The organism is Pedobacter immunditicola, assembly GCF_037482985.1.
Taxonomy (GTDB): Bacteria; Bacteroidota; Bacteroidia; order Sphingobacteriales; family Sphingobacteriaceae; genus Pedobacter; species Pedobacter immunditicola.
The window spans coordinates 122,339-140,636 of record NZ_JBBHKC010000010.1 but is presented as its reverse complement, the minus strand read 5'-3'; the positions used below and the strand labels follow the sequence as shown (position 1 = coordinate 140,636).

General features: G+C 40.1%; 19 protein-coding genes and 2 tRNA genes. 14 read left to right on the top strand and 7 right to left on the bottom strand.

What is annotated here, in order from left to right; translation table 11 throughout:
- Window positions 1-115: 115 nt before the first annotated feature.
- Together WG905_RS17360 and WG905_RS17355 are read left to right on the top strand one after the other, a co-directional pair.
- The gene (locus WG905_RS17360) at window positions 116-1,684 is read left to right on the top strand and encodes a calcineurin-like phosphoesterase C-terminal domain-containing protein (RefSeq protein WP_339593019.1); all 1,569 of its coding nucleotides are present in this window, start codon (window positions 116-118) and stop codon (window positions 1,682-1,684) included.
- A 190-nt stretch (window positions 1,685-1,874) separates the two neighbouring features.
- The gene (locus WG905_RS17355) at window positions 1,875-2,972 is read left to right on the top strand and encodes a DUF6807 domain-containing protein (RefSeq protein WP_339593018.1); all 1,098 of its coding nucleotides are present in this window, start codon (window positions 1,875-1,877) and stop codon (window positions 2,970-2,972) included.
- A 163-nt stretch (window positions 2,973-3,135) separates the two neighbouring features.
- Here WG905_RS17355 and WG905_RS17350 read toward each other — a convergent pair whose 3' ends face one another.
- Entirely contained in the window at window positions 3,136-3,372 is a 237-nt protein-coding gene (locus WG905_RS17350) for a hypothetical protein (protein ID WP_339593017.1), read from the bottom strand.
- A 537-nt stretch (window positions 3,373-3,909) separates the two neighbouring features.
- Between WG905_RS17350 and WG905_RS17345 the strand changes: the two genes are divergently transcribed.
- The 3 genes from WG905_RS17345 (at window position 3,910) to WG905_RS17335 (ending at window position 6,053) form a co-directional block, all read left to right on the top strand.
- Window positions 3,910-4,341: a DUF1810 domain-containing protein gene (locus WG905_RS17345; protein WP_339593016.1), complete on the top strand. Its 432-nt coding sequence runs from the start codon at window positions 3,910-3,912 to the stop codon at window positions 4,339-4,341.
- Window positions 4,342-4,343: 2 nt separating this feature from the next.
- Window positions 4,344-5,150, top strand: a complete 807-nt coding sequence (locus WG905_RS17340; protein ID WP_339593015.1) for a DUF6597 domain-containing transcriptional factor — start codon at window positions 4,344-4,346, stop codon at window positions 5,148-5,150.
- A 66-nt stretch (window positions 5,151-5,216) separates the two neighbouring features.
- Window positions 5,217-6,053 carry a Rossmann-fold NAD(P)-binding domain-containing protein gene (locus tag WG905_RS17335; protein WP_339593014.1) on the top strand — a complete coding sequence of 279 codons (837 nt, stop codon included), beginning with the start codon at window positions 5,217-5,219 and terminating at the stop codon, window positions 6,051-6,053.
- Window positions 6,054-6,133: 80 nt separating this feature from the next.
- Here WG905_RS17335 and WG905_RS17330 read toward each other — a convergent pair.
- The 4 genes from WG905_RS17330 to WG905_RS17315 form a co-directional block, all read right to left on the bottom strand.
- Window positions 6,134-6,211, bottom strand: a tRNA-Val gene (locus WG905_RS17330).
- A gap of 77 nt (window positions 6,212-6,288) precedes the next feature.
- Window positions 6,289-6,366: transfer RNA gene (locus tag WG905_RS17325), tRNA-Val, on the bottom strand.
- Window positions 6,367-6,468: 102 nt separating this feature from the next.
- Window positions 6,469-7,194, bottom strand: a complete 726-nt coding sequence (recO, locus tag WG905_RS17320; protein ID WP_339593013.1) for a DNA repair protein RecO — start codon at window positions 7,192-7,194, stop codon at window positions 6,469-6,471.
- On the bottom strand, window positions 7,194-7,541 hold the full coding sequence (locus tag WG905_RS17315; RefSeq protein ID WP_339593012.1) for a diacylglycerol kinase family protein: 348 nt from the start codon (window positions 7,539-7,541) through the stop codon (window positions 7,194-7,196). The genes recO and WG905_RS17315 overlap by 1 nt, the downstream gene beginning before the upstream one ends.
- A 79-nt stretch (window positions 7,542-7,620) precedes the next feature.
- Here WG905_RS17315 and rlmF point away from each other — a divergent pair, with 79 nt between their 5' ends.
- Together rlmF and WG905_RS17305 are read left to right on the top strand one after the other, a co-directional pair.
- A complete protein-coding gene (gene rlmF, locus WG905_RS17310; protein WP_339593011.1) occupies window positions 7,621-8,529 on the top strand; it encodes a 23S rRNA (adenine(1618)-N(6))-methyltransferase RlmF in 909 nt (302 codons plus the stop codon).
- A gap of 208 nt (window positions 8,530-8,737) precedes the next feature.
- Window positions 8,738-9,529 (top strand): TIGR00266 family protein, encoded by a 792-nt coding sequence (locus WG905_RS17305; RefSeq protein WP_431844526.1) that lies wholly within the window; start codon window positions 8,738-8,740, stop codon window positions 9,527-9,529.
- On the opposite strand, the gene WG905_RS17300 is transcribed toward WG905_RS17305, so the two are convergent.
- Window positions 9,488-9,817, bottom strand: a complete 330-nt coding sequence (locus WG905_RS17300; RefSeq protein WP_339593010.1) for a hypothetical protein — start codon at window positions 9,815-9,817, stop codon at window positions 9,488-9,490. The genes WG905_RS17305 and WG905_RS17300 overlap by 42 nt on opposite strands.
- Before the next feature lie 734 nt (window positions 9,818-10,551).
- Here WG905_RS17300 and WG905_RS17295 point away from each other — a divergent pair.
- Genes WG905_RS17295 through WG905_RS17285 form a run of 3 tightly spaced genes read left to right on the top strand, consistent with a single transcriptional unit; the run spans window position 10,552 to window position 16,531 of the window.
- A complete protein-coding gene (locus WG905_RS17295) occupies window positions 10,552-13,089 on the top strand; it encodes a tellurite resistance TerB C-terminal domain-containing protein (RefSeq protein WP_339593009.1) in 2,538 nt (845 codons plus the stop codon).
- The gene (locus WG905_RS17290; protein WP_339593008.1) at window positions 13,086-14,399 is read left to right on the top strand and encodes an ATP-binding protein; all 1,314 of its coding nucleotides are present in this window, start codon (window positions 13,086-13,088) and stop codon (window positions 14,397-14,399) included. The genes WG905_RS17295 and WG905_RS17290 overlap by 4 nt, the downstream gene beginning before the upstream one ends.
- Entirely contained in the window at window positions 14,396-16,531 is a 2,136-nt protein-coding gene (locus WG905_RS17285) for a DEAD/DEAH box helicase (RefSeq protein WP_339593007.1), read from the top strand. Before WG905_RS17290 ends, WG905_RS17285 begins: the two co-directional genes overlap by 4 nt.
- Before the next feature lie 52 nt (window positions 16,532-16,583).
- On the opposite strand, the gene WG905_RS17280 is transcribed toward WG905_RS17285, so the two are convergent.
- Window positions 16,584-16,760: a hypothetical protein gene (locus tag WG905_RS17280; protein WP_339593006.1), complete on the bottom strand. Its 177-nt coding sequence runs from the start codon at window positions 16,758-16,760 to the stop codon at window positions 16,584-16,586.
- A 148-nt stretch (window positions 16,761-16,908) separates the two neighbouring features.
- Here WG905_RS17280 and WG905_RS17275 point away from each other — a divergent pair, with 148 nt between their 5' ends.
- Genes WG905_RS17275 through WG905_RS17260 form a run of 4 tightly spaced genes read left to right on the top strand, consistent with a single transcriptional unit; the run spans window position 16,909 to window position 18,290 of the window.
- A complete protein-coding gene (locus WG905_RS17275; RefSeq protein WP_339593005.1) occupies window positions 16,909-17,193 on the top strand; it encodes a type II toxin-antitoxin system RelE/ParE family toxin in 285 nt (94 codons plus the stop codon).
- Entirely contained in the window at window positions 17,193-17,489 is a 297-nt protein-coding gene (locus WG905_RS17270) for a HigA family addiction module antitoxin (RefSeq protein WP_339593004.1), read from the top strand. Before WG905_RS17275 ends, WG905_RS17270 begins: the two co-directional genes overlap by 1 nt.
- A gap of 29 nt (window positions 17,490-17,518) precedes the next feature.
- Window positions 17,519-17,698 (top strand): outer membrane beta-barrel protein, encoded by a 180-nt coding sequence (locus WG905_RS17265; protein WP_339593003.1) that lies wholly within the window; start codon window positions 17,519-17,521, stop codon window positions 17,696-17,698.
- On the top strand, window positions 17,682-18,290 hold the full coding sequence (locus WG905_RS17260; protein WP_339593002.1) for an outer membrane beta-barrel protein: 609 nt from the start codon (window positions 17,682-17,684) through the stop codon (window positions 18,288-18,290). Before WG905_RS17265 ends, WG905_RS17260 begins: the two co-directional genes overlap by 17 nt.
- The last annotated feature ends 8 nt before the right edge of the window (window positions 18,291-18,298 follow it).

Sequence of the window (18,298 nt, the reverse complement as noted above, 5' to 3'; positions counted from 1 at the left end):
TGGTTTTTTTGACCTAATTTGTTCTTAACCTGATCAAAGTAACTTTGCAAGAAATAGATTCTGAAAAAAACATCATTACGATCGCTTCATCACCTCTAAAATCATATTATATTCAATGAAAAAAATTCTATTATTAATTAGCCTTTTAACAACTGCGCATCTTGTCAGTGCCCAGGAATATGCAAAAGGAACGGTTTATCATGATCGCAACAATAACAACAAACTTGATAGAAATGAAAAGGGGATAGCGGGCATTGCTGTCAGTAATGGCGTTCAGGTGGTACAAACAGATAAAAAAGGGAAATACCAATTGCCTGTGGGAAAAGATAATATCATATCTGTAAGTAAACCTGCAGGTTATGAACTTCCGCTAAATGAAAAAAAGCAGCCGTTATTTTATTACATTCATAAGCCAGACGGCTCTCCAAAAGGCAAGTACGCCGGTGTGGTTGCTACGGGTCAATTACCTAAACAAATTGATTTCCCCCTCTTAACGGGAAAAGCTGAAACTGAATTTACTGCTTTTATATTTGGTGACCCTCAGGCTTATAACCTGGAAGAAATGGACTACTTTAAAAACGGTATTGTTTCTGAAGCCAAACAAGCGAAAGGGCCGGTATTCGGTATCAGTTTGGGTGATCTTGTAGGTGATGACCTCACCTTGCACCAGCCCTATATCAACACCATTTCTGAACTAAACTTACCTTGGTTCAATGTGATGGGTAACCATGATATGAACTATGATGTAAAAGCAGATTCACTTTCCGACGAAGGATTTGAAGCTGCATTCGGACCCAACAATTATTCTTTTAATTATGGAAATGCACATTTTATCGTGCTCGATGATATTATTTACCCTAATCCACGTACGGGAAAAGGTTATTTAGGTGGATTTAGGAAAGAACAGCTTGATTTTGTGGAAAATGACCTGAAGTTTGTTCCTAAGGATAGACTGATCGTGTTGGCTTTCCACATTCCCTTACAACACGAAAATTCAAATGTATTTCGTGGCGAAGACCGTCAGCGTCTTTTTGATCTGTTAGCTGCCTACCCCAATACACTTTCTTTATCCGCCCATACACACTACCAAACACATAATTTCTACCATAAGGCTGATGGCTGGAAACAAGAGAAACCACATCATGAGTATAATGTGGGAACAACCTCAGGCGACTGGTATTCGGGAGCTTTCAACAAGCAGGGCGTACCTAGCTCAACCATGAGAGATGGAACACCTAAAGGTTATGCGTTCTTGAAAGTCAAAGGTAATCAGTATGAATTTGATTATAAAGTAGCAGGTGAAGTTCCTTCTTATCAGATCAGGTTGTTTGGGACCGATATCGTTTCAAAAAAATACGTTCAGCGCCATCCCATTTATGCTAATTTCTTTATTGGTACAAAAGACGATAAGGTAGAATATCGTGTAAATGATGGCGACTGGAAACCGATGAAATATACGCCAGAAATTGATCCTCATTACACCTCCAATCTCTATCAGTTTGACGGTGCTACTACTTTGCAGGAGGGCAGACGTCCTTCTGATCCGGTAAACTCTACCCATTTGTGGAGGATCAACCTTCCTAAGCTGGATGTAGGTTCGCATACCATAGAAGTAAAAGCTGTAGATATGTTTGGTCGCCAGCACAAACAATCTAAAACAGTTAAGGTTGTGGCAGACAAGTAGGTATTCTTGAGTTATTGCAAAATGCCGGATCATTGTATTAAAAATGACCGGCATTTTTTTATGCGATTAAATTTCAATTCCTCCTGCCAATAGAAGTAAGATTTATTTTATTTGAAGGTTTTTTGTCGTTATCTTTCAAAGGTTAACCAAAGCCTTTCAAATCGTTTCTAACCAGATAGACCTGAATCCTATGCGTATTTCAACTTTTTCCTCTTCCTTATCTGCGTTAAAAAATGCAGGTTTCGCCCTGTTTACAGCCTTTTTTATGCTAATTATCGTACTGATGCTAAGTAGCTTTAAAAAAGAAAAACGCTTTACGATCACTGAAAATAAAGCACAGAAAAGAGTTGATATCCTGGTGGATGGTAAGCCCTTTACTTCTTATATCTACCCGGATGAATTGATGAAACCTGTATTGTATCCGTTGCGTACCACAAAAGGATCATTGGTAACCCGTGGCTGGCCTATGGATGCCCGTCCTGGTGAGCGCATTGATCATCCGCATCATGTGGGAATGTGGTTTAACTACGGAGATGTTAATGGACTTGATTTCTGGAATAATTCCACTGCAATTGCTGCTGATCAGAAAAGTAAATACGGAACCATCAAACATGTGGCGGTAAAAAGAATGAGTGCCAATGATGACCGGGCAGAATTAGAGGTAACCATGCATTGGCAGAAGCCCGATGGTACCAACCTTATCAAACAAGATAGTAAGTATATTTTCACGACTAAAGGAGGGCTACGCAGCATTGAACTCCTTACTAAATTGACGGTTTTAAAGGAGGATATCGATTTTAAAGATAATAAAGAGGGATTGATCGCTATTCGTGTAGCGAGGGAGCTGGAGCATCCATCCAATAAACCTGAGCTATTTACCGATGCCAACGGGATAGCTACCGGAGTAGCGAAAATGAGCAATGATGGTGTTACAGGTAAATATAGGAATCATGAGGGTATTGAAGGAGATAATGTTTGGGGGACGCGTAGCAAATGGGTGAATTTAAATGGGAAAATTGGAGATGAACTGGTGTCGCTTGTGATTATTGACAACCCAGAGAATGTTGGCTACCCGGCCTACTGGCACGCCCGTGGGTATGGCTTGTTTGCAGCAAACCCACTTGGTCAGAAAGAATTTAGCAAAGGCAAAGAAGTTCTGGACTATAAATTGAAAGCAGGGCAGTCAGTGGTTTTTAAATATAAAGTGTTGATCAATTCTGGCAGCCATCTTTCGGATGAGCAGGTTAACACGGAGTTTAATCAGTTTAGTAAACCAGGGAAGAAGTAAGCGATTAGCGGCTGGTTTTTTTATTTTCGACTTGTGTTTGGGTAGCTTGGGATGTTGAACCCTAAAATAATATCGTGTTCAGCAATTTGTAAATTGCCTGAATTCTTGATTTTTAGTACGCCACTGCCGCCACGATTTTCAAGCCCCGTACGTTTCGATGCAGTCAGTAGGGGATCATGGTCAAACACAAATTCGTCAATGTAATACTCGTTTCCAGGTCTGGTTCTTTGATCAAGGCGTGAATATGTGCAGGAATATCACCATTTGGATAAGGTGAAGGCCTGATGGTAAAAAGCGAAGCCATCACAGTCGCTGCCGATGCGCTGGCTTTGATCGCTTTGCGGAGGTTGCAGGCCGTTGTTGTTGGTTTGTCCCTGACAACCGGTTGCAAAATTGACAAGAAATATCAAGAGTCCCAACTGAATTAGCTTTTTCATTTTTTGACCTTTCTAAAATTACTTTAAAGTCAATTCATTCTTTTCAGCTCCTTTAATGACTGCTTATCCATTTTTGTAATGAAGCTTTGACGGTATAATTGATTAGCTTAGCAGATAAAATGAGTGATAAGTTAGAAAAATAACTGTATTTCCTTTATAATCAGCTAATTAAATTACTTTGTCAAGATCCTTTATTATTCAGCACATAGTTTCTGATTATAAACTGTTCTTTGAAACCGAATTGCTCATATATCCCTTTTCCCACTCCATGTACACCAGCGATTTTTCCGGTTTGAAATAAAATAGCTGTGCCAACAGGCTGGTTTTTAAAATGAACCAAATAGAACGGAATATATGGGTCAGATAGAACTATAAAACATGTCATTTTAAGTAATAGCAGATTTTCGTAAATTAGAACAAATTTTACAGCCCATTTGTGATACTCAGGTTGAAACAAAAAAAGCTAAAATGCTCCTACAAAATAGTTAAAAACCAATCATATGTCTTTAGAGAATTCCCTTAATAGATTTGTAGATGCACAAGAAACTGAATACCAGGTGGCCTTGGCAGAAATAAAAATCGGTAAGAAACGAAGTCATTGGATGTGGTTTATCTTTCCTCAAATAGAAGGTTTGGGCCTTAGTGAGACCTCCAGGCGCTACAGTATAAAAGATTTAAAAGAAGCTGAAGACTATTTGCAGCATCCTGTCGTAGGAAAAAGGCTGATTGAAATCAGCAATGAGTTGCTTAAGGTTGACAACGATGACGCAAATGACATATTTGGAAGTCCTGATGATTTGAAACTCCAATCCTCCATGACTTTATTTTCTTCTCTTACAAACACTCATCCAGTCTTTCAATTGATCCTTGAAAAGTTTTTTAAGGGGGCTAGAGACGAAAAGACTTTGCAGCTTATTGGCAGACAAGTTTAATCATGATGAATTACCTTCAAATTGCACCACCCGAGCATTTGAAAGCTTACATCAGGTACATCTGGACCTGGCAAGGCAGCACCCATACTCAAAATTTCAAGATCATAGCGGATGGTTGCCCGGGATTGATTTTTCAAAAATCAGACAGGCGTTCTTTTTACCAGAATGGAAAACTAGCATCCAGCTTCTTTGTGTACGGCCAAGCCACGAAGTATGCGGAAGTATCGTTCTCAGAATCCATTACCATTGGTGTTTGCTTTCGTCCTAACGCTTTAAAATCCATCTTTGGGATCGACGCATTCGAGCTTACCGATACTTGTATGGACCTTGACGACTTTGTTGGTGAGGATGGTGATTTTCTATATGAACAGCTTGTTCACAATAATTCTGTTCAAGCCCAAATCACTTTGCTATTGTCCTTTTTGGAAAGCCAGATTCAACAAAATGCCGCTGCAATTGATCAGCAAATAGCTTATGTAATAGAAACAATGATCCGGTCGAAGGGTACTGTTACTTTGAAATCACTGGAAAGTAACCTGCAGGTGAGTCAAAGAACCCTTGAACGCAGATTTAAACAACAGATAGGGCTCTCACCAATTAACTTTTTAAGGATTTGCAGGTTCCAGGCATCCTTAAATCAATTAAAACATAAAACCTATAAAAAGCTCAGCGATGTTGCTTACAACTATGGATATGCTGATCAATCCCATTATATCCGGAGTTTTAAAGAGTTTGCAGGTTTATCGCCTTTTAAATTTCAAGATTCATCCAACAACTTCAGTCAGGTGTTTCCACTATTAAAAATCTAAGCTGCCTGTCGGTTTTGTTCTATTTTAAAAGTTTTGTGATCAGCAATTTTGTTGAAAATTTAAATTATGAAACTTCAAGAAAACGAAAAAGGAAAGATCTTAGTGTTGGGCGGCACCGGTAAGACAGGAAGCAGGGTAGTTGAGCGGTTAACAAAAATGGACTGGCCCTTGCGGATCGGATCGCGTACGGCGGAGATCCCCTTTGAATGGAATAATGACCAATCCTGGGCGCCTGTCCTGAAGGATATTGATTCTGTTTACTTGTCCTTCCAGCCAGATCTTGCCGTTGATGGCGCTGTAACTATTATCGACCGGTTTACTCGCCTTGCAGGGGAATGTGGTGTTAAAAAAATTGTTTTATTGTCTGGAAGAGGCGAACCCGAGGCGGAGCGCTGCGAACAAATTGTGATGGATTTAGCTGGAGATTGGACCATCGTTCGAGCGAGCTGGTTCTTCCAGAATTTCAGTGAGAGTTATCTGCTGGATCCAATTCTTGCCGGAATGGTTGTCTTGCCAGTGGGGGAGGTAACAGAACCCTTCATTGATGCAGAAGACATTGCGGAGGTAGCTGTTGCTGCTTTAACCAACGATTTGCATTCAAAACAGTTGTACGAAGTCACCGGACCACGATTAATGACTTTTCAGCAAGCGGTTAATGAGATTGCTCAGGCAACAGGTAGAGAAATCCAGTTTCGATCCGTTTCCATAGCTGATTATACGGTTTTGCTCAAATCCTTTGAGGTGCCGGAAGAATATGTATCCCTGTTAACATATTTGTTTACCGAGGTGATGGATGGACGAAGTTCCAGGTTAACGTATGGTGTGGAGCGGGCTTTAGGTAGAAAACCCAATGATTTTACATCTTATGTGAATAAGGCCGTAGAAAGCGGGACTTGGAAATAAATAAATGGCTGAAACAATTGTCTTGTTAAAAATCCTGAAAATCAAAAAAGCCTCTCAGTATCACTGAAAGGCTTTTTTGATGGTGGGAGATACTGGGTTCGAACCAGTGACCCCCTGCTTGTAAGGCAGGTGCTCTGAACCAGCTGAGCTAATCTCCCCAAGGTTCTTGCCGTTTTACTGAAACAATAGCTGGCAAACTATTGAGTTTATTGAAATCCTTCAATCCTGAAGGCTTTGGTGGGAGATACTGGGTTCGAACCAGTGACCCCCTGCTTGTAAGGCAGGTGCTCTGAACCAGCTGAGCTAATCTCCCTAAGGTTCTTGCCATTTAGTACTAATAGTTGGCAGCTATTTCCCTGTTCGGGGAGTGCAAATATACATCTCTAAGTCAAAACTCCAAAACTTTTATTGAAAATTACGACAATACATCTTCTAAAATATGATGAGAATGAATTTCTCCAAAAGAAGCCGTATGTAAGGTGTAGAAAATCAATATCTTATCTAAAAGGTTCCTTCTGGTGCTGTTGCTAAATTTTATTTCATTTAATTTTTCAAAAGGCGTAGTATACAATAAAATAAATAATACAGCATCGTCTTTATTGATGTAATGAGGATGTATAGGTGGTCTTGATTTAAATTCTCCCTCCTGTAAATCAAAGAAATTCTGATCACTTTTACTTTCCATACTCGGCGCAAAACCAAGAAAGCGGCTGAGCTTTAACAAAAATGCGAGATGAAAACTTGCATCTGCAGTTTCAATAGCGTCAAACCAGGAAATCGCATTAAAAATAAAACTGAACAGGTTTTCATCCGTATGCTGTTGGCGGATGCTTTTATACAATACCTCATCGAGGAACATCACGATAGCGCTCTTCACAATGTCGTAAGGGATGCTTCTGAAAACAGGGGAGGGCCTTAAATCGGAAACCCGTTGGATGCCGATATTTATTTTGTGGTAAACCACCATATCCAAGAGGTGCAAGGGTTGCAGCATGTTCATCCTGATTTTGGCCTTCGGTTTCTTAACCCCGTTGATCAGGTAGGATTGTATTCCGAATTTCTCCGTAAATACCTGCACAATTACACTGCTTTCGCTGTATAATGTGGTTTTTAAAACGATGCCCCGGGTCTTATGTAACATTACAATATTTTTGGAAGAAAAATAATCAAGCCAATGACTACTGCAATGATGGCAGCAACCAGCACTGCTGCGGCTGCAGTATCCTTTACTATTCCTGCTTTTTCATTGTGGGCCGGCGAAACAAGATCCACCAATACTTCAATCGCGGTATTGAATAATTCTGAAATTAAAACCATGGCGATAGCGGCCAAAAGCCACAACCATTCTGAACCGTTCAATTCGAAATACCAGCCGGCAAGGCTAACCATTACGATTAAAGCGCTATGAACTTTAAAATTAACCTGTGTTTTAAAGGCATATAAAATACCATTTAAGGCAAAGCCGAAACTTTTTGTAAATCTGGACATATCCTATAATTTTACCTTAAAACACATTTTTAACACCTACTTTTGTCTTGTAAAGATAGCAACACCAAAGACACAATCCATGGATACATCCGCAAAAGAACTGAAGAAACTTTTACATCCCAGGAATAAACACCGTTCCAGGTATGATTTTGCGCAATTGGTAAAAACACTCCCAGCATTGAGAGATTTTGTGGTCATGAATCCGTACGGCGATGAATCCATAGATTTTGCTAACCCTGCTGCGGTTAAAATGCTCAATAAAGCTTTATTAAAGCAACATTATGCCATCGAGTATTGGGACATTCCCGAAAATTACTTGTGCCCGCCAATTCCAGGCCGGGCAGATTATATCCATTACCTGGCTGATCTTTTGGCTGCTGACCAAGATGGAAACATACCTACAGGGAAATCCGTTAAAGTGCTCGACATTGGTGTTGGGGCCAATTGTGTGTACCCTATCATTGGCCATCAGGAATATGGCTGGACTTTCGTAGGATCAGACGTGGACAAAAGAGCGGTGGAATCAGCAAAGAACATTGTATCAGCTAACGCTAATCTAAAGGATGCGGTGAGCATCCGCTTACAAAATGATGCGGCAAGGGTGTTCCTCGGCGTTGTAAAGCCAGGGGAAAAATTCGATATCACGATGTGTAATCCTCCTTTTCATGCTTCAGCCGAAGAAGCAGCTGCAGGTTCGCAAAGGAAATTGCATAACCTCGGTAAGCAAAAGAAGGTACTCAATTTTGGCGGACAACAAGTTGAACTTTGGTGTAAGGGTGGAGAAGTAGGCTTAATTGAAACCATGATCCAGGAAAGTATCGAAATTGCGGATCAGGTGAAATGGTTTACCACGCTCGTTTCTAAAAGCGCTAACCTTGAAGCCGTCAATCATTTCCTGAGAAGGGCAGGTGCCCTAAAGGTCAAAACTGTAGAAATGGCCCAGGGACAGAAAGTCAGTCGCTTTGTAGCCTGGTCTTTCCAAAAGTAGTATTTTCATTTTTTTATTAATTTTTCGTCATCCCGGACTCCGTTCCGGGATCTATAATTCCAAAATCCTAAGCGTCAGAAGCGTTTTAAATTAGATGCTGAACTGAATTCCGCATGACGTAACCATTTATGATGTTATCATCTTATTTTCACCCTTAAGTTTTGTAACATTAAGGGATTTTAATCATCAAAAAATAAAACTTAGAGATATGATCAGCAACCACGAAATCGACTATTGTATTCATGGCGAAGAAATGCAATATGTAGAGATTGAACTCGATCCACAGGAAACGGCCGTAGCGGAGTCAGGTGCCTTTATGATGATGGAGGACGGCATACAGATGCAAACCATATTTGGCGACGGCAGTCAGCAGCAATCTGGCTTTATGGGCAAGCTTTTTAGCGCGGGTAAACGCCTGCTTACCGGCGAGAGTTTATTCATGACCGCTTTCACTAATATCGCCTATGGTAAAAAGAAGGTAAGTTTTGCTTCTCCCTATCCTGGTAAAATAATTGCCTTAGATCTATCACGCCACGCAGGAAAAATCATCTGTCAAAAGGATTCCTTCCTATGCGCCGCAAAAGGCGTAAGCATCAGCATTGAGTTTCAAAGAAAATTAGGTACGGGTTTATTCGGTGGGGAAGGATTTATCATGCAGAAGCTCGAAGGCGACGGGATGGCGTTTGTTCATGCCGGCGGACATGTAACCGAGAAAGAGCTCCAGCCGGGTCAAATTCTTAAAGTTGATACCGGTTGTATTGTCGCTTTTACACAGACGGTAGATTACGATATACAATTTGTCGGCGGAATCAAAAATACCATCTTCGGCGGCGAGGGTTTGTTTTTTGCCACTTTGCAAGGGCCAGGAAAAGTCTGGATTCAAACCTTGCCGATCAGCAGGCTGGCCTCCAGGATATTAGCCTATGGAACAGTCAACAGAAAAGAAGAGGGTAGTATATTAGGGGGTATTGGGAACCTTCTTGATGGTGATGGTAGGTAATATCACTTGTTTAAATGGGTTGATTTTAGCAATCGGCATATTAAATACAGTGTCATCTGACGGCTTATAGCCATTAGGGATCTTTACAGGTGCACCACGATGTGCTCCATATCTTGGTTTTATTACAAAGTCATTTGAACAACTTCCGGTGTCCATTTTTAACGCCGGAATGTTTTCCTTGTTAGTTTGAGGTTCTTGCGTGACGCTCAATTTGGATTGCGCCTTGCTGTTGATTACAAATGCAAACAAGCCAGCAGAAAATAAAATAAAGATTTTAAATACTTTCATATTGAAGCCGTTAACTCAATTAAATATAGTATAAAATTATGGGAATTATAAATATTCCATCATTTACTCCCAATCAAAAACTAAAACAACATTTGATTGATGATATGACTATTGATAACTGGCAAAAATAAATGTTTTCGTGTTACGTATTTAAGGAGGCTTTTCTAAAGCGATATAATTGAAACTATAAGTATTTAATATCATCATATGGAGGTAGACTGTTGCAAAGGTATCCCGTCATTTTAAACGGGTGATTTTTGGGAAGTTTGGAGTGCTGCGAATCATTAATGTGGAGTTATCCCATTCGATAGGGCATACCTGAATTTTTTCCGGTCTCATGATTAACACGAAGATTTCTCTTTGCGTAAATCTGTTAATCAAGCGAGAATAACTGCAGACGTCTTAAAAAACGAGGTTACGTTGTAAACAAAGCTCTTACCTAAGACGAAATTGTATGCTAAGCTATTTGTAGATCTCAAGAATACTTATGTATCTTTAGATCTATTAGCTACGCCGACATTTTCAACCTCTCAACCCCTACTAAATGGCCAACAAGTTCAGGTTTGTGCATTGTTTTTTTAAACGCTGTGTTTTTGCTCTAATTAGCTATTCAACTAAAACGCAATGACCTTTACCAAACGCTCATCATGATTGGTTTTTTTCTTTTAATCATCGGTTTATTAATAGTTTTTCTGACAACGCCAAACGCGAGGAAGAAAACGAAGAAATTTTACATGAATTACTTAGCGGTGTATAGTGATTCGAGCCGCTGCCTTAACCAACGTGACCGCCGATTGTTCGAACAAAAAGATCAGTATATTAACAGAGATTCAGTTGTGGATCTCCTGGTAGCCAAATCTGTTGCAGTCGAGGCCAGCGTCGAAAACGAAAGTTTTAGGACGCTTGAAAATGTAATCAATAAGATCCCATTATCTATTGAAACAACATTCACGGCTTATACATCCATTTCTTCGGTTGAAACCGAAGCAGACACTAAACTGAGTACTATAACTAAGAATTTATCTTATTTAGTGCAAAATGCTCCCCAAACTCAAGAAAAATCTTTTTCAGGCACTATTCAGTGTTCAGAAAATGAGTTAAAAGAAAAGTCTGTAGGCGGCGAAATTGGAGTAATTATGGCATGGCTTATTGATGCAATCTCCGCAAGAGCTGATGCTGAAAATAAAGCATATGATATTGCTGATGGACATGAAATCGCCACTATTAAAGTAGCTGATGTTCTTCGCTTTCCCTATAATAAATTACACCTCGAAATTTTGAAAGATAATAGTTTTGACTCGACTGACATCAACGGGGGAAAACAGATGAGTGACTTTTTGAAACAACGACAGAGCGAGATTCACTTCCCAGATTTAGTCAATGTGAGAAATAATTTAATCGAAAGCAAAATACGGAAAACAACAAATAGTGTGGAGTCGGCACATTATGATGAGGAAGAAACAATGGAAATACAAAATATTAGCTTGGAAGAAAATGAGTGTTTGGCCGTTAAAAACATTGATGAGGTAATTGATATTGATGAGGAAGATGAGCCTATAGACCTTGAGAAATTATCATTCGATCCGAACTTAGTAGTCCCTAGCTGGCCACACCGGTATATTTATTCTACATCTGACCTAGATCATGCTTCCCAAAAGCAAAAGGATTTTTATAAAAAATTTAAGGACGCATTTTATGAGGGTAGCTGCATTGACACCGTTGGTAACAGTAATTATTATTTTGTATTACTTTTTGATCTTTTGGAAGATTATGAAAAACATGGTGATTTGACAATACTTGAAAAACGGATTGATCGCCTTTCTGCCGCCTACCCTAGGACTAGAGGCTATGCAAGAAAGTTTCTATTGGGAAAGATGCGTGAGGCTGCATATACCCTCGGAATTACTAGGCTTGAAAGCAGAATGTCTGAAGAGAGCACATCTATGTCATGGGATTGGCGAAATCAATACAGGGACAAGCTCAATCTCAGCAAAGAAGACCTTCAGATTCTCGAAAAAATATATTTACCCTCAAACACATTTGTCAGTAATGCTTTTTGTGCAACAGAGTTGGTGAAGCTCTACATACGTTCAATTAAGTCGTTAGACAAGGCATATCAAAGTAAGGGACTCGAAAAGGATAAGGAATTCAATATTGTACTCGACCTTATTGCAAGAAAAGAGTACCGCTACCATCGTAACAGCTCAAACTATAACTACCAACTTAAGCATGGCTCAGGTTCTATTTGCGGATATATCTTGAAGTACTGTGAACAGCTATTACGCACACACTATCATTTCAAAAAACTTTCCGGTTTTGAGCGTCAATTCACGCATGTAATGGTCAATGAGGCGATCAAGGAACATATTATGATCCATATTGAAGAATCCCTTCCAGAGCTATTGATTGAAATTGCCCCACTGAATGAAGAGACGGAAAGAGCACTCTACACTCTGCACCATACACGTTGGAAATCGGTGCTACTTTTGGAGGAAGAGTGCTTCCAAGAGAAAGGACGGAAAAAATTCTTACAGTACGCAGAACACATTATTGAACTAAATAATAGCAATGCCTCATTAGAGAACATTTACCTTGAACTCTCCAAGTTCCTCGTAAACCTGGATAGCCAAACGAGCCTGGAATATTATCTTAGGTATACTGCACAAAATATCTCGGAGCGGAAGCTCGTACTTAAGGAAATGTCAAAGACGATGTCCAAGAAGCTCTTTAAGGAACCGAAATCACATACCCGATTTCTTCACACGTTGATCAAATTGATCAAAACCGAGGTCAGCATAGAAGAGGCGTTACTGGAAATCAAGGGATTTTACGAGCCTCTCCGAAAAAGGATCAAGCTTGATGAAAAAGCTATAAAAAAGGTACAAATCGAGTTTTCAGGGACGGTTGGTCTATTAGGAGAATTTCTGTCCTATGAGGATCTCATACAAGAAATTGTCGCTCCAGAAGTAACCGCAACACCATTAATCGTGGATACAATTGTGGAACAAATAAATCCTGAAAACAATAATAACTACAAGATCGATTTGAGCCAAATCGAATCGGGTCTGCTTGACCTGTTCAGTGAACATGCACTTTCTTTAGATAAGGTCCAGATCGCCGATTACTGCCAATCTACCGGTTCTATGCAAAATGTGTTGATCAACAGCTTGAATGAAAACTGTTACGATTTGATTGATGACCTGCTCATTGAACGCAACGACGACAGTTACAATATAAATGAAGACTATTACGCTCAAATAAAGAATATATGATTACTGGATTGAAACCTAAGGAAGCTACGGCCATTATCAACTCCCTTACTGGTGGGGTAGTTCCCAAGATTGGCCTCCAACATATTACCGTAGGTAGATCAGCAGAGGTAGATGCATTTTTACAGGCCTTAAGCGATGTTAAGAACGGACATAGCATGTTCAAGTTCTGGATTGGCGACTTTGGATCCGGTAAATCATTTATGTTACATCTGCTCAATACGGTTGCGCTGAAACAAAAATTTGTAGTAGCTAATGCTGATTTTACACCGGACAACCGCCTTTATTCAAACGATGGAAAAGGAGTGGCACTATATACTGCAATCATGGACAATGTTGCCATACAGACCATGCCTGAAGGCGGTGCTCTCCCTATCCTACTGGAGAAATGGATCGAGCAGATGCTGACGGAAGTATCCGCCGAGCAAAACATCAGTTTGATGGATATAAGAAGTGAAGAGCATTTGCCAAAGGTAGAGCAAAAGATCATGAAGATGATCAACACCATTACCGAGGTGGGCGGATTTGACTTTGGGTTTGTGATCTTAAAATATTATAGGGGCTACGTTACCGGCGACGATAAGTTGAGAAGAAATGCCCTAAAATGGCTCAAGGGCGAATATCGAACCAAGACGGAAGCCCGTGCAGATCTTGATGTTAGGGACGTGATCAATGACCTAAATTATTATGATATGCTCAAGAACTTCTGCAAGCTCTTTGTAAGCATGGGCTATAGTGGTTTTATGATCAATCTGGATGAGGCGATTAATCTCTACAAAATCTCAACCTCGACTATGAGAGAAAAAAACTACGAAAAAATTCTTACGATCTACAATGACTGCTTCCAAGGTAAGGTGAATAATCTGTTCTTCAACCTTGCAGGAACCAATGAAGTGCTTGAAAATGAGCGACGCGGACTCTTCAGTTATCATGCCTTGAAATCAAGGCTAGAGATCAACAAGTTCGAAACAGCAACCATCAGAGACTTTGCCCAACCAGTGATACGTTTGTTGCCCTTGGACCACAATGAGATCTTTGTACTGTTGAAAAACCTAAAGGAAATATTTGAGTTTAATTTTAGTACTAAGATTACCATAGAGGAACACGAAATTCACCAATTTATGGAAGAGCTTTTCAATAAACCTGGAGCTTCAGAGTTTCTGACACCAAGAGAGGTAATTAGGGACTTTTTGAACATCATGAGCATCCTTAGACAAAATCCAGATATGGACAAAAAGAAGCTCTTCGGCGGTATTCAGGTTCGAGATGAACGTCCAGTGGAAATGAGTTTAGATGATATAGAGGAACTATGATCGAGCTGCTATCTGAACCCATCCGCAGGTACATCCGTGACAAAGGTTGGGAAAGCCTGAGATCCATCCAGAAACATGCTATCAGGCATATCATGGAATCGGAAAAGAACATCATACTATCGTCAAGGACGGCTTCTGGAAAGACAGAGGCGGCGTTTCTGCCCATGCTTTCCAAAATCGATTTCCATCTGCAGGGGGTCAAAATACTCTATATCTCCCCCCTCATTGCGTTGATCAATGATCAGTTCAATAGAGTAGAGGAACTCTGTGAATATCTAGATCTTCCGGTCACTAAATGGCATGGAGAAGCAATGCGCTCGGCAAAAAAAAAATTATTGATGAATCCGGAGGGCGTTGTACTCATAACCCCAGAATCCATAGAGGCTATGTTGGTCAATGCTCCACAGAATGCAGCAAAGCTTTTCATCAATCTCCAATTTCTGGTCATCGACGAGATCCATTCCTTTATAGGCACTGATCGAGGTATGCAGTTGGCATCGCTCATCTCTAGATTAAGTCAGCTCAACAAAGGCACTTTCAGGGTGATCGGCTTATCAGCAACTATTGGAGCCATATTAGAAGCAAAGAAGCTTACCGGCAATGCCGATGGTACCACGTTGATACGGGATAAATCCCCAAAAGAAATGGAGGTGTCTTTTAGATATTACAAAATGGAAGGCGTAGACCTGCCCATTAATCTTATGAAAAACCTTTACTTAGAGGTAAAGGACTCTAAAGTACTAATCTTTCCCAATAGCCGCGGCCGAGCGGAAGAAGTGGCTGTGAAGCTCAAAAAGATATCCAACCGTGTCAAGGGACACTCTTACTATTTCTCGCACCATTCCTCAATCGATCGTGAACTAAGGGAATATATCGAGCACTTTGCAAAGAATAATAAGCGTTATCCATTCACCATATCCTGTACTTCAACCCTTGAGCTTGGCATTGATATTGGCTCGGTGGAAAAGGTCGTACAAATTGATGCGGCACATTCCATCTCATCGCTGATCCAGAGAGTTGGTAGAAGTGGTAGACGCGATGAGGAAAAAAGCAGTCTTGTGTTTTATGCCACCGATCGGTGGAACCTGGCACAGTCACTGGCCTGCCTATTGCTCTTCAGGGAAGAGTTTATAGAACCAGTACTCTCATCTGAAAAGCCATACGACATCCTGCTGCACCAGATCCTCTCCATCATAAAACAATTCAATGGGAGAACATTTTCACAATTGAGCGACCATATTAGGATAAACTTTGCCTTTAACCATATTACAGAAAACGAAATAGAAGAGATTGTAAGCGAACTGATTCAAAGGGAACAACTAGAGCTTATTGGAGGACAGCTGATCATCGGCATAGAGGGTGAAAGGACGGTAAATACAAAGGACTTTTACAGCGTATTCAAATCGGATCCAAGTTTCAAGATTATCCATCATGACAAAACCGTTGGGGAACTTCCCCTAATATCAACCTTGCAGCCTGATGAAAATATACTTCTGGCAGCGAGAATCTGGAAGATCGTAGAAATCGACTATAAGGCCAAAAAGATGTTTGTCATCCCTGCCAAGGACGGGAAGAGACCTATCTTCTTTGGAACAGGAGGAGAGGTCCACCATAGGATCCGCGAGAAAATGCTCGAGATCATCTCAGGAACATTAGTTTTTGAGGAGCTCAATGAAGAAGCTACCGAAGCTCTCAGGTTACTGCGACTTGATTTCAAATGTTACCAAGTACAAAATATTTCCATCCAGCGACCACTGATGGCCAAACATGCAGAAACCATTTTTTATTCCTTTCATGGAACTTTGGTCAACAGGAGTATACAGTTTTGGCTCAGCCTTGCGGGAGTAGAATCGGAATACAATGAGCATGAAAGCAGTTTTATCTTTAAGGCAAGCCCAGCAGAGGTAAAAACAATTCTTAAGAATCTTTCAGCCTCAAAAGATCAAATAGACTTAGCCCTAGAAAACCTTCTTGTGTCAAATCCTGCAACAATAAATTTCTCAAAATGGGGATCCTTATTGCCGCGAAGACATCAGTTAATCATTTTAAAGATGAAATATTATGACTTTGACCAAGCAAATTTTTTTTTAAGAGAATGCCTCTTTGTAGAGGCAGAGATAAATGATTTGTAAATAAATATACCCTGGTAGATCGAAGTAAGGCTTCGTCTAATGCATCCATATTTTATTTATGGCTAATTTTAGCCTTTTCTAAAAGGGCATTTCTGCGAGGCATTTTAGTGAAAAACTGAAGCTTATCCATATCCGACCGAAATACATCCTTGCGTAGGCGTTCACTTTCTGATGCATAGGTGATAAAATCAGCCTCGGTGTTTAAAATATGATTCTCGCCCTTTTTCATCTCGTTCGTTCCATTTACATTTATATGATGCAATTTACGAATCAAATATGTATTAGAAGTATCGTCTACATACATAATCTCAAAATGCCTGTGTCAACATTTGTAAATATACACCGTATGGTGTATATTTACACTATACGCCCCATCTATGATTAAGACGATTAAAAGCAAGCCTTTGCGGTTATTATGGGAAAAAGGGGATGGCAGTAAGTTGCCACCTAATGAGTTAAAAAAAATACGTCTGGCTTTGCAAATTATAGATGATTTAGAAGAAGTGCCTGAAGATCTTGCCCGTTTGGTGTCATGGAGACCACATCCTCTTAAAGGAAATATGCATGGCTTTTGGAGTTTGGATATAACAGGTAATTATCGGGTAATATTTAGGTTCGAAAATAAAAATGCTTTTGATTTAGACTACTTAGATACGCACTAATGAAAAGAGAAATGGAATTACAACATCCTGGGGAAATATTAAGGATTGAGATTGTAGAAGGGCGTGGATTAACTATTGCCAAGGCTGCGGAACTCTTAGCTGTTACACGTTCAACCCTGAGCAATATTTTGAATGGCAAGGCAGCAATTACGCCTAACATGGCTTTGAGAATTGAAACTGTCTTCGGTGGTACTGCCAGATTTTGGGTGCGCTTACAATCATCCTATGACCTTTTAATTGCTAAAAAAGTGTTTTTAGAAAATCCCCCGAAAATAAAGCAAGTGGATTTGGCTTAAACAGTAAAAAGTTTGAAAATAAAGGCAGCTTGAACCTGGGTTATACACAGCGTATCCAAAGACCGGGAATTTACCAATTGAATCCTTTTGTTGACCGCTCTAATCCCAATGTGCAGATCAGCGGCAACCCGAATCTTCGCCCCGTTACAGCCAATGCGCTGCAACTGGTTTATAGCATCCAGGGAGCAGCCTTTGTTAATAAGCCTTGATTACACTTCATTTAATGCGCTGATTAACCAGGTTGCTGCATATGATCAGGAGAATAACATCACAAGAATTGCCTACGAGAATACTGGTAAGGCAAGCATGCTCGGTACAAGCTTGAGTATTAGCTATCCTGCGACAAAGTTTTTAAGTTTAAATGTGAATGCAAAAGCTGCACTAGCGAGGGTAGTAGGAATCAGTAAGGGACTTCCAATCAGCACGGATGGCTTAATGTATTCGCTTTCGTTGTCGCCGGGTTATAACTTTGGTCAGGGTTGGAGAGCCAATGCAAATTTAAACATCAGAAGCAAAAGCTTTAGCCTCCAAAGGGAAACTAATGCTTATACCAGCTCATCTTTAGGCCTCAGCAAAGAACTGGTGAAAGATAAATTAACATTTTCTTCTACAATCAGTAATCCATTCAACAAATTCCGAAGTAGCACGGTGAATCTCACCGGACCAGGATTCGAGCAAATCAGTATCGACAGACTTTATTCCAGGTCTTACCGGATAAGCCTGAATTATAATTTTGGTAGACTTCGTGAATCAATTAAGAAAAATAAGCGGGGAATTAAAAATGATGATGTAAGCAATTAAATTTCTAT

Bases quoted from the DNA above. Each gene is read 5' to 3' on its own strand.
- WG905_RS17360 (WP_339593019.1), top strand. From the start codon at position 116: ATGAAAAAAATTCTATTATTAATTAGCCTTTTAACAACTGCGCATCTT.
- WG905_RS17355 (WP_339593018.1), top strand. From the start codon at position 1,875: ATGCGTATTTCAACTTTTTCCTCTTCCTTATCTGCGTTAAAAAATGCA.
- WG905_RS17345 (WP_339593016.1), top strand. From the start codon at position 3,910: ATGTCTTTAGAGAATTCCCTTAATAGATTTGTAGATGCACAAGAAACT.
- WG905_RS17340 (WP_339593015.1), top strand. From the start codon at position 4,344: ATGATGAATTACCTTCAAATTGCACCACCCGAGCATTTGAAAGCTTAC.
- WG905_RS17335 (WP_339593014.1), top strand. From the start codon at position 5,217: ATGAAACTTCAAGAAAACGAAAAAGGAAAGATCTTAGTGTTGGGCGGC.
- recO (WP_339593013.1), bottom strand. From the start codon at position 7,194: ATGTTACATAAGACCCGGGGCATCGTTTTAAAAACCACATTATACAGC.
- WG905_RS17315 (WP_339593012.1), bottom strand. From the start codon at position 7,541: ATGTCCAGATTTACAAAAAGTTTCGGCTTTGCCTTAAATGGTATTTTA.
- rlmF (WP_339593011.1), top strand. From the start codon at position 7,621: ATGGATACATCCGCAAAAGAACTGAAGAAACTTTTACATCCCAGGAAT.
- WG905_RS17305 (WP_431844526.1), top strand. From the start codon at position 8,738: ATGATCAGCAACCACGAAATCGACTATTGTATTCATGGCGAAGAAATG.
- WG905_RS17300 (WP_339593010.1), bottom strand. From the start codon at position 9,817: ATGAAAGTATTTAAAATCTTTATTTTATTTTCTGCTGGCTTGTTTGCA.
- WG905_RS17295 (WP_339593009.1), top strand. From the start codon at position 10,552: ATGAATTACTTAGCGGTGTATAGTGATTCGAGCCGCTGCCTTAACCAA.
- WG905_RS17290 (WP_339593008.1), top strand. From the start codon at position 13,086: ATGATTACTGGATTGAAACCTAAGGAAGCTACGGCCATTATCAACTCC.
- WG905_RS17285 (WP_339593007.1), top strand. From the start codon at position 14,396: ATGATCGAGCTGCTATCTGAACCCATCCGCAGGTACATCCGTGACAAA.
- WG905_RS17280 (WP_339593006.1), bottom strand. From the start codon at position 16,760: ATGAAAAAGGGCGAGAATCATATTTTAAACACCGAGGCTGATTTTATC.
- WG905_RS17275 (WP_339593005.1), top strand. From the start codon at position 16,909: ATGATTAAGACGATTAAAAGCAAGCCTTTGCGGTTATTATGGGAAAAA.
- WG905_RS17270 (WP_339593004.1), top strand. From the start codon at position 17,193: ATGAAAAGAGAAATGGAATTACAACATCCTGGGGAAATATTAAGGATT.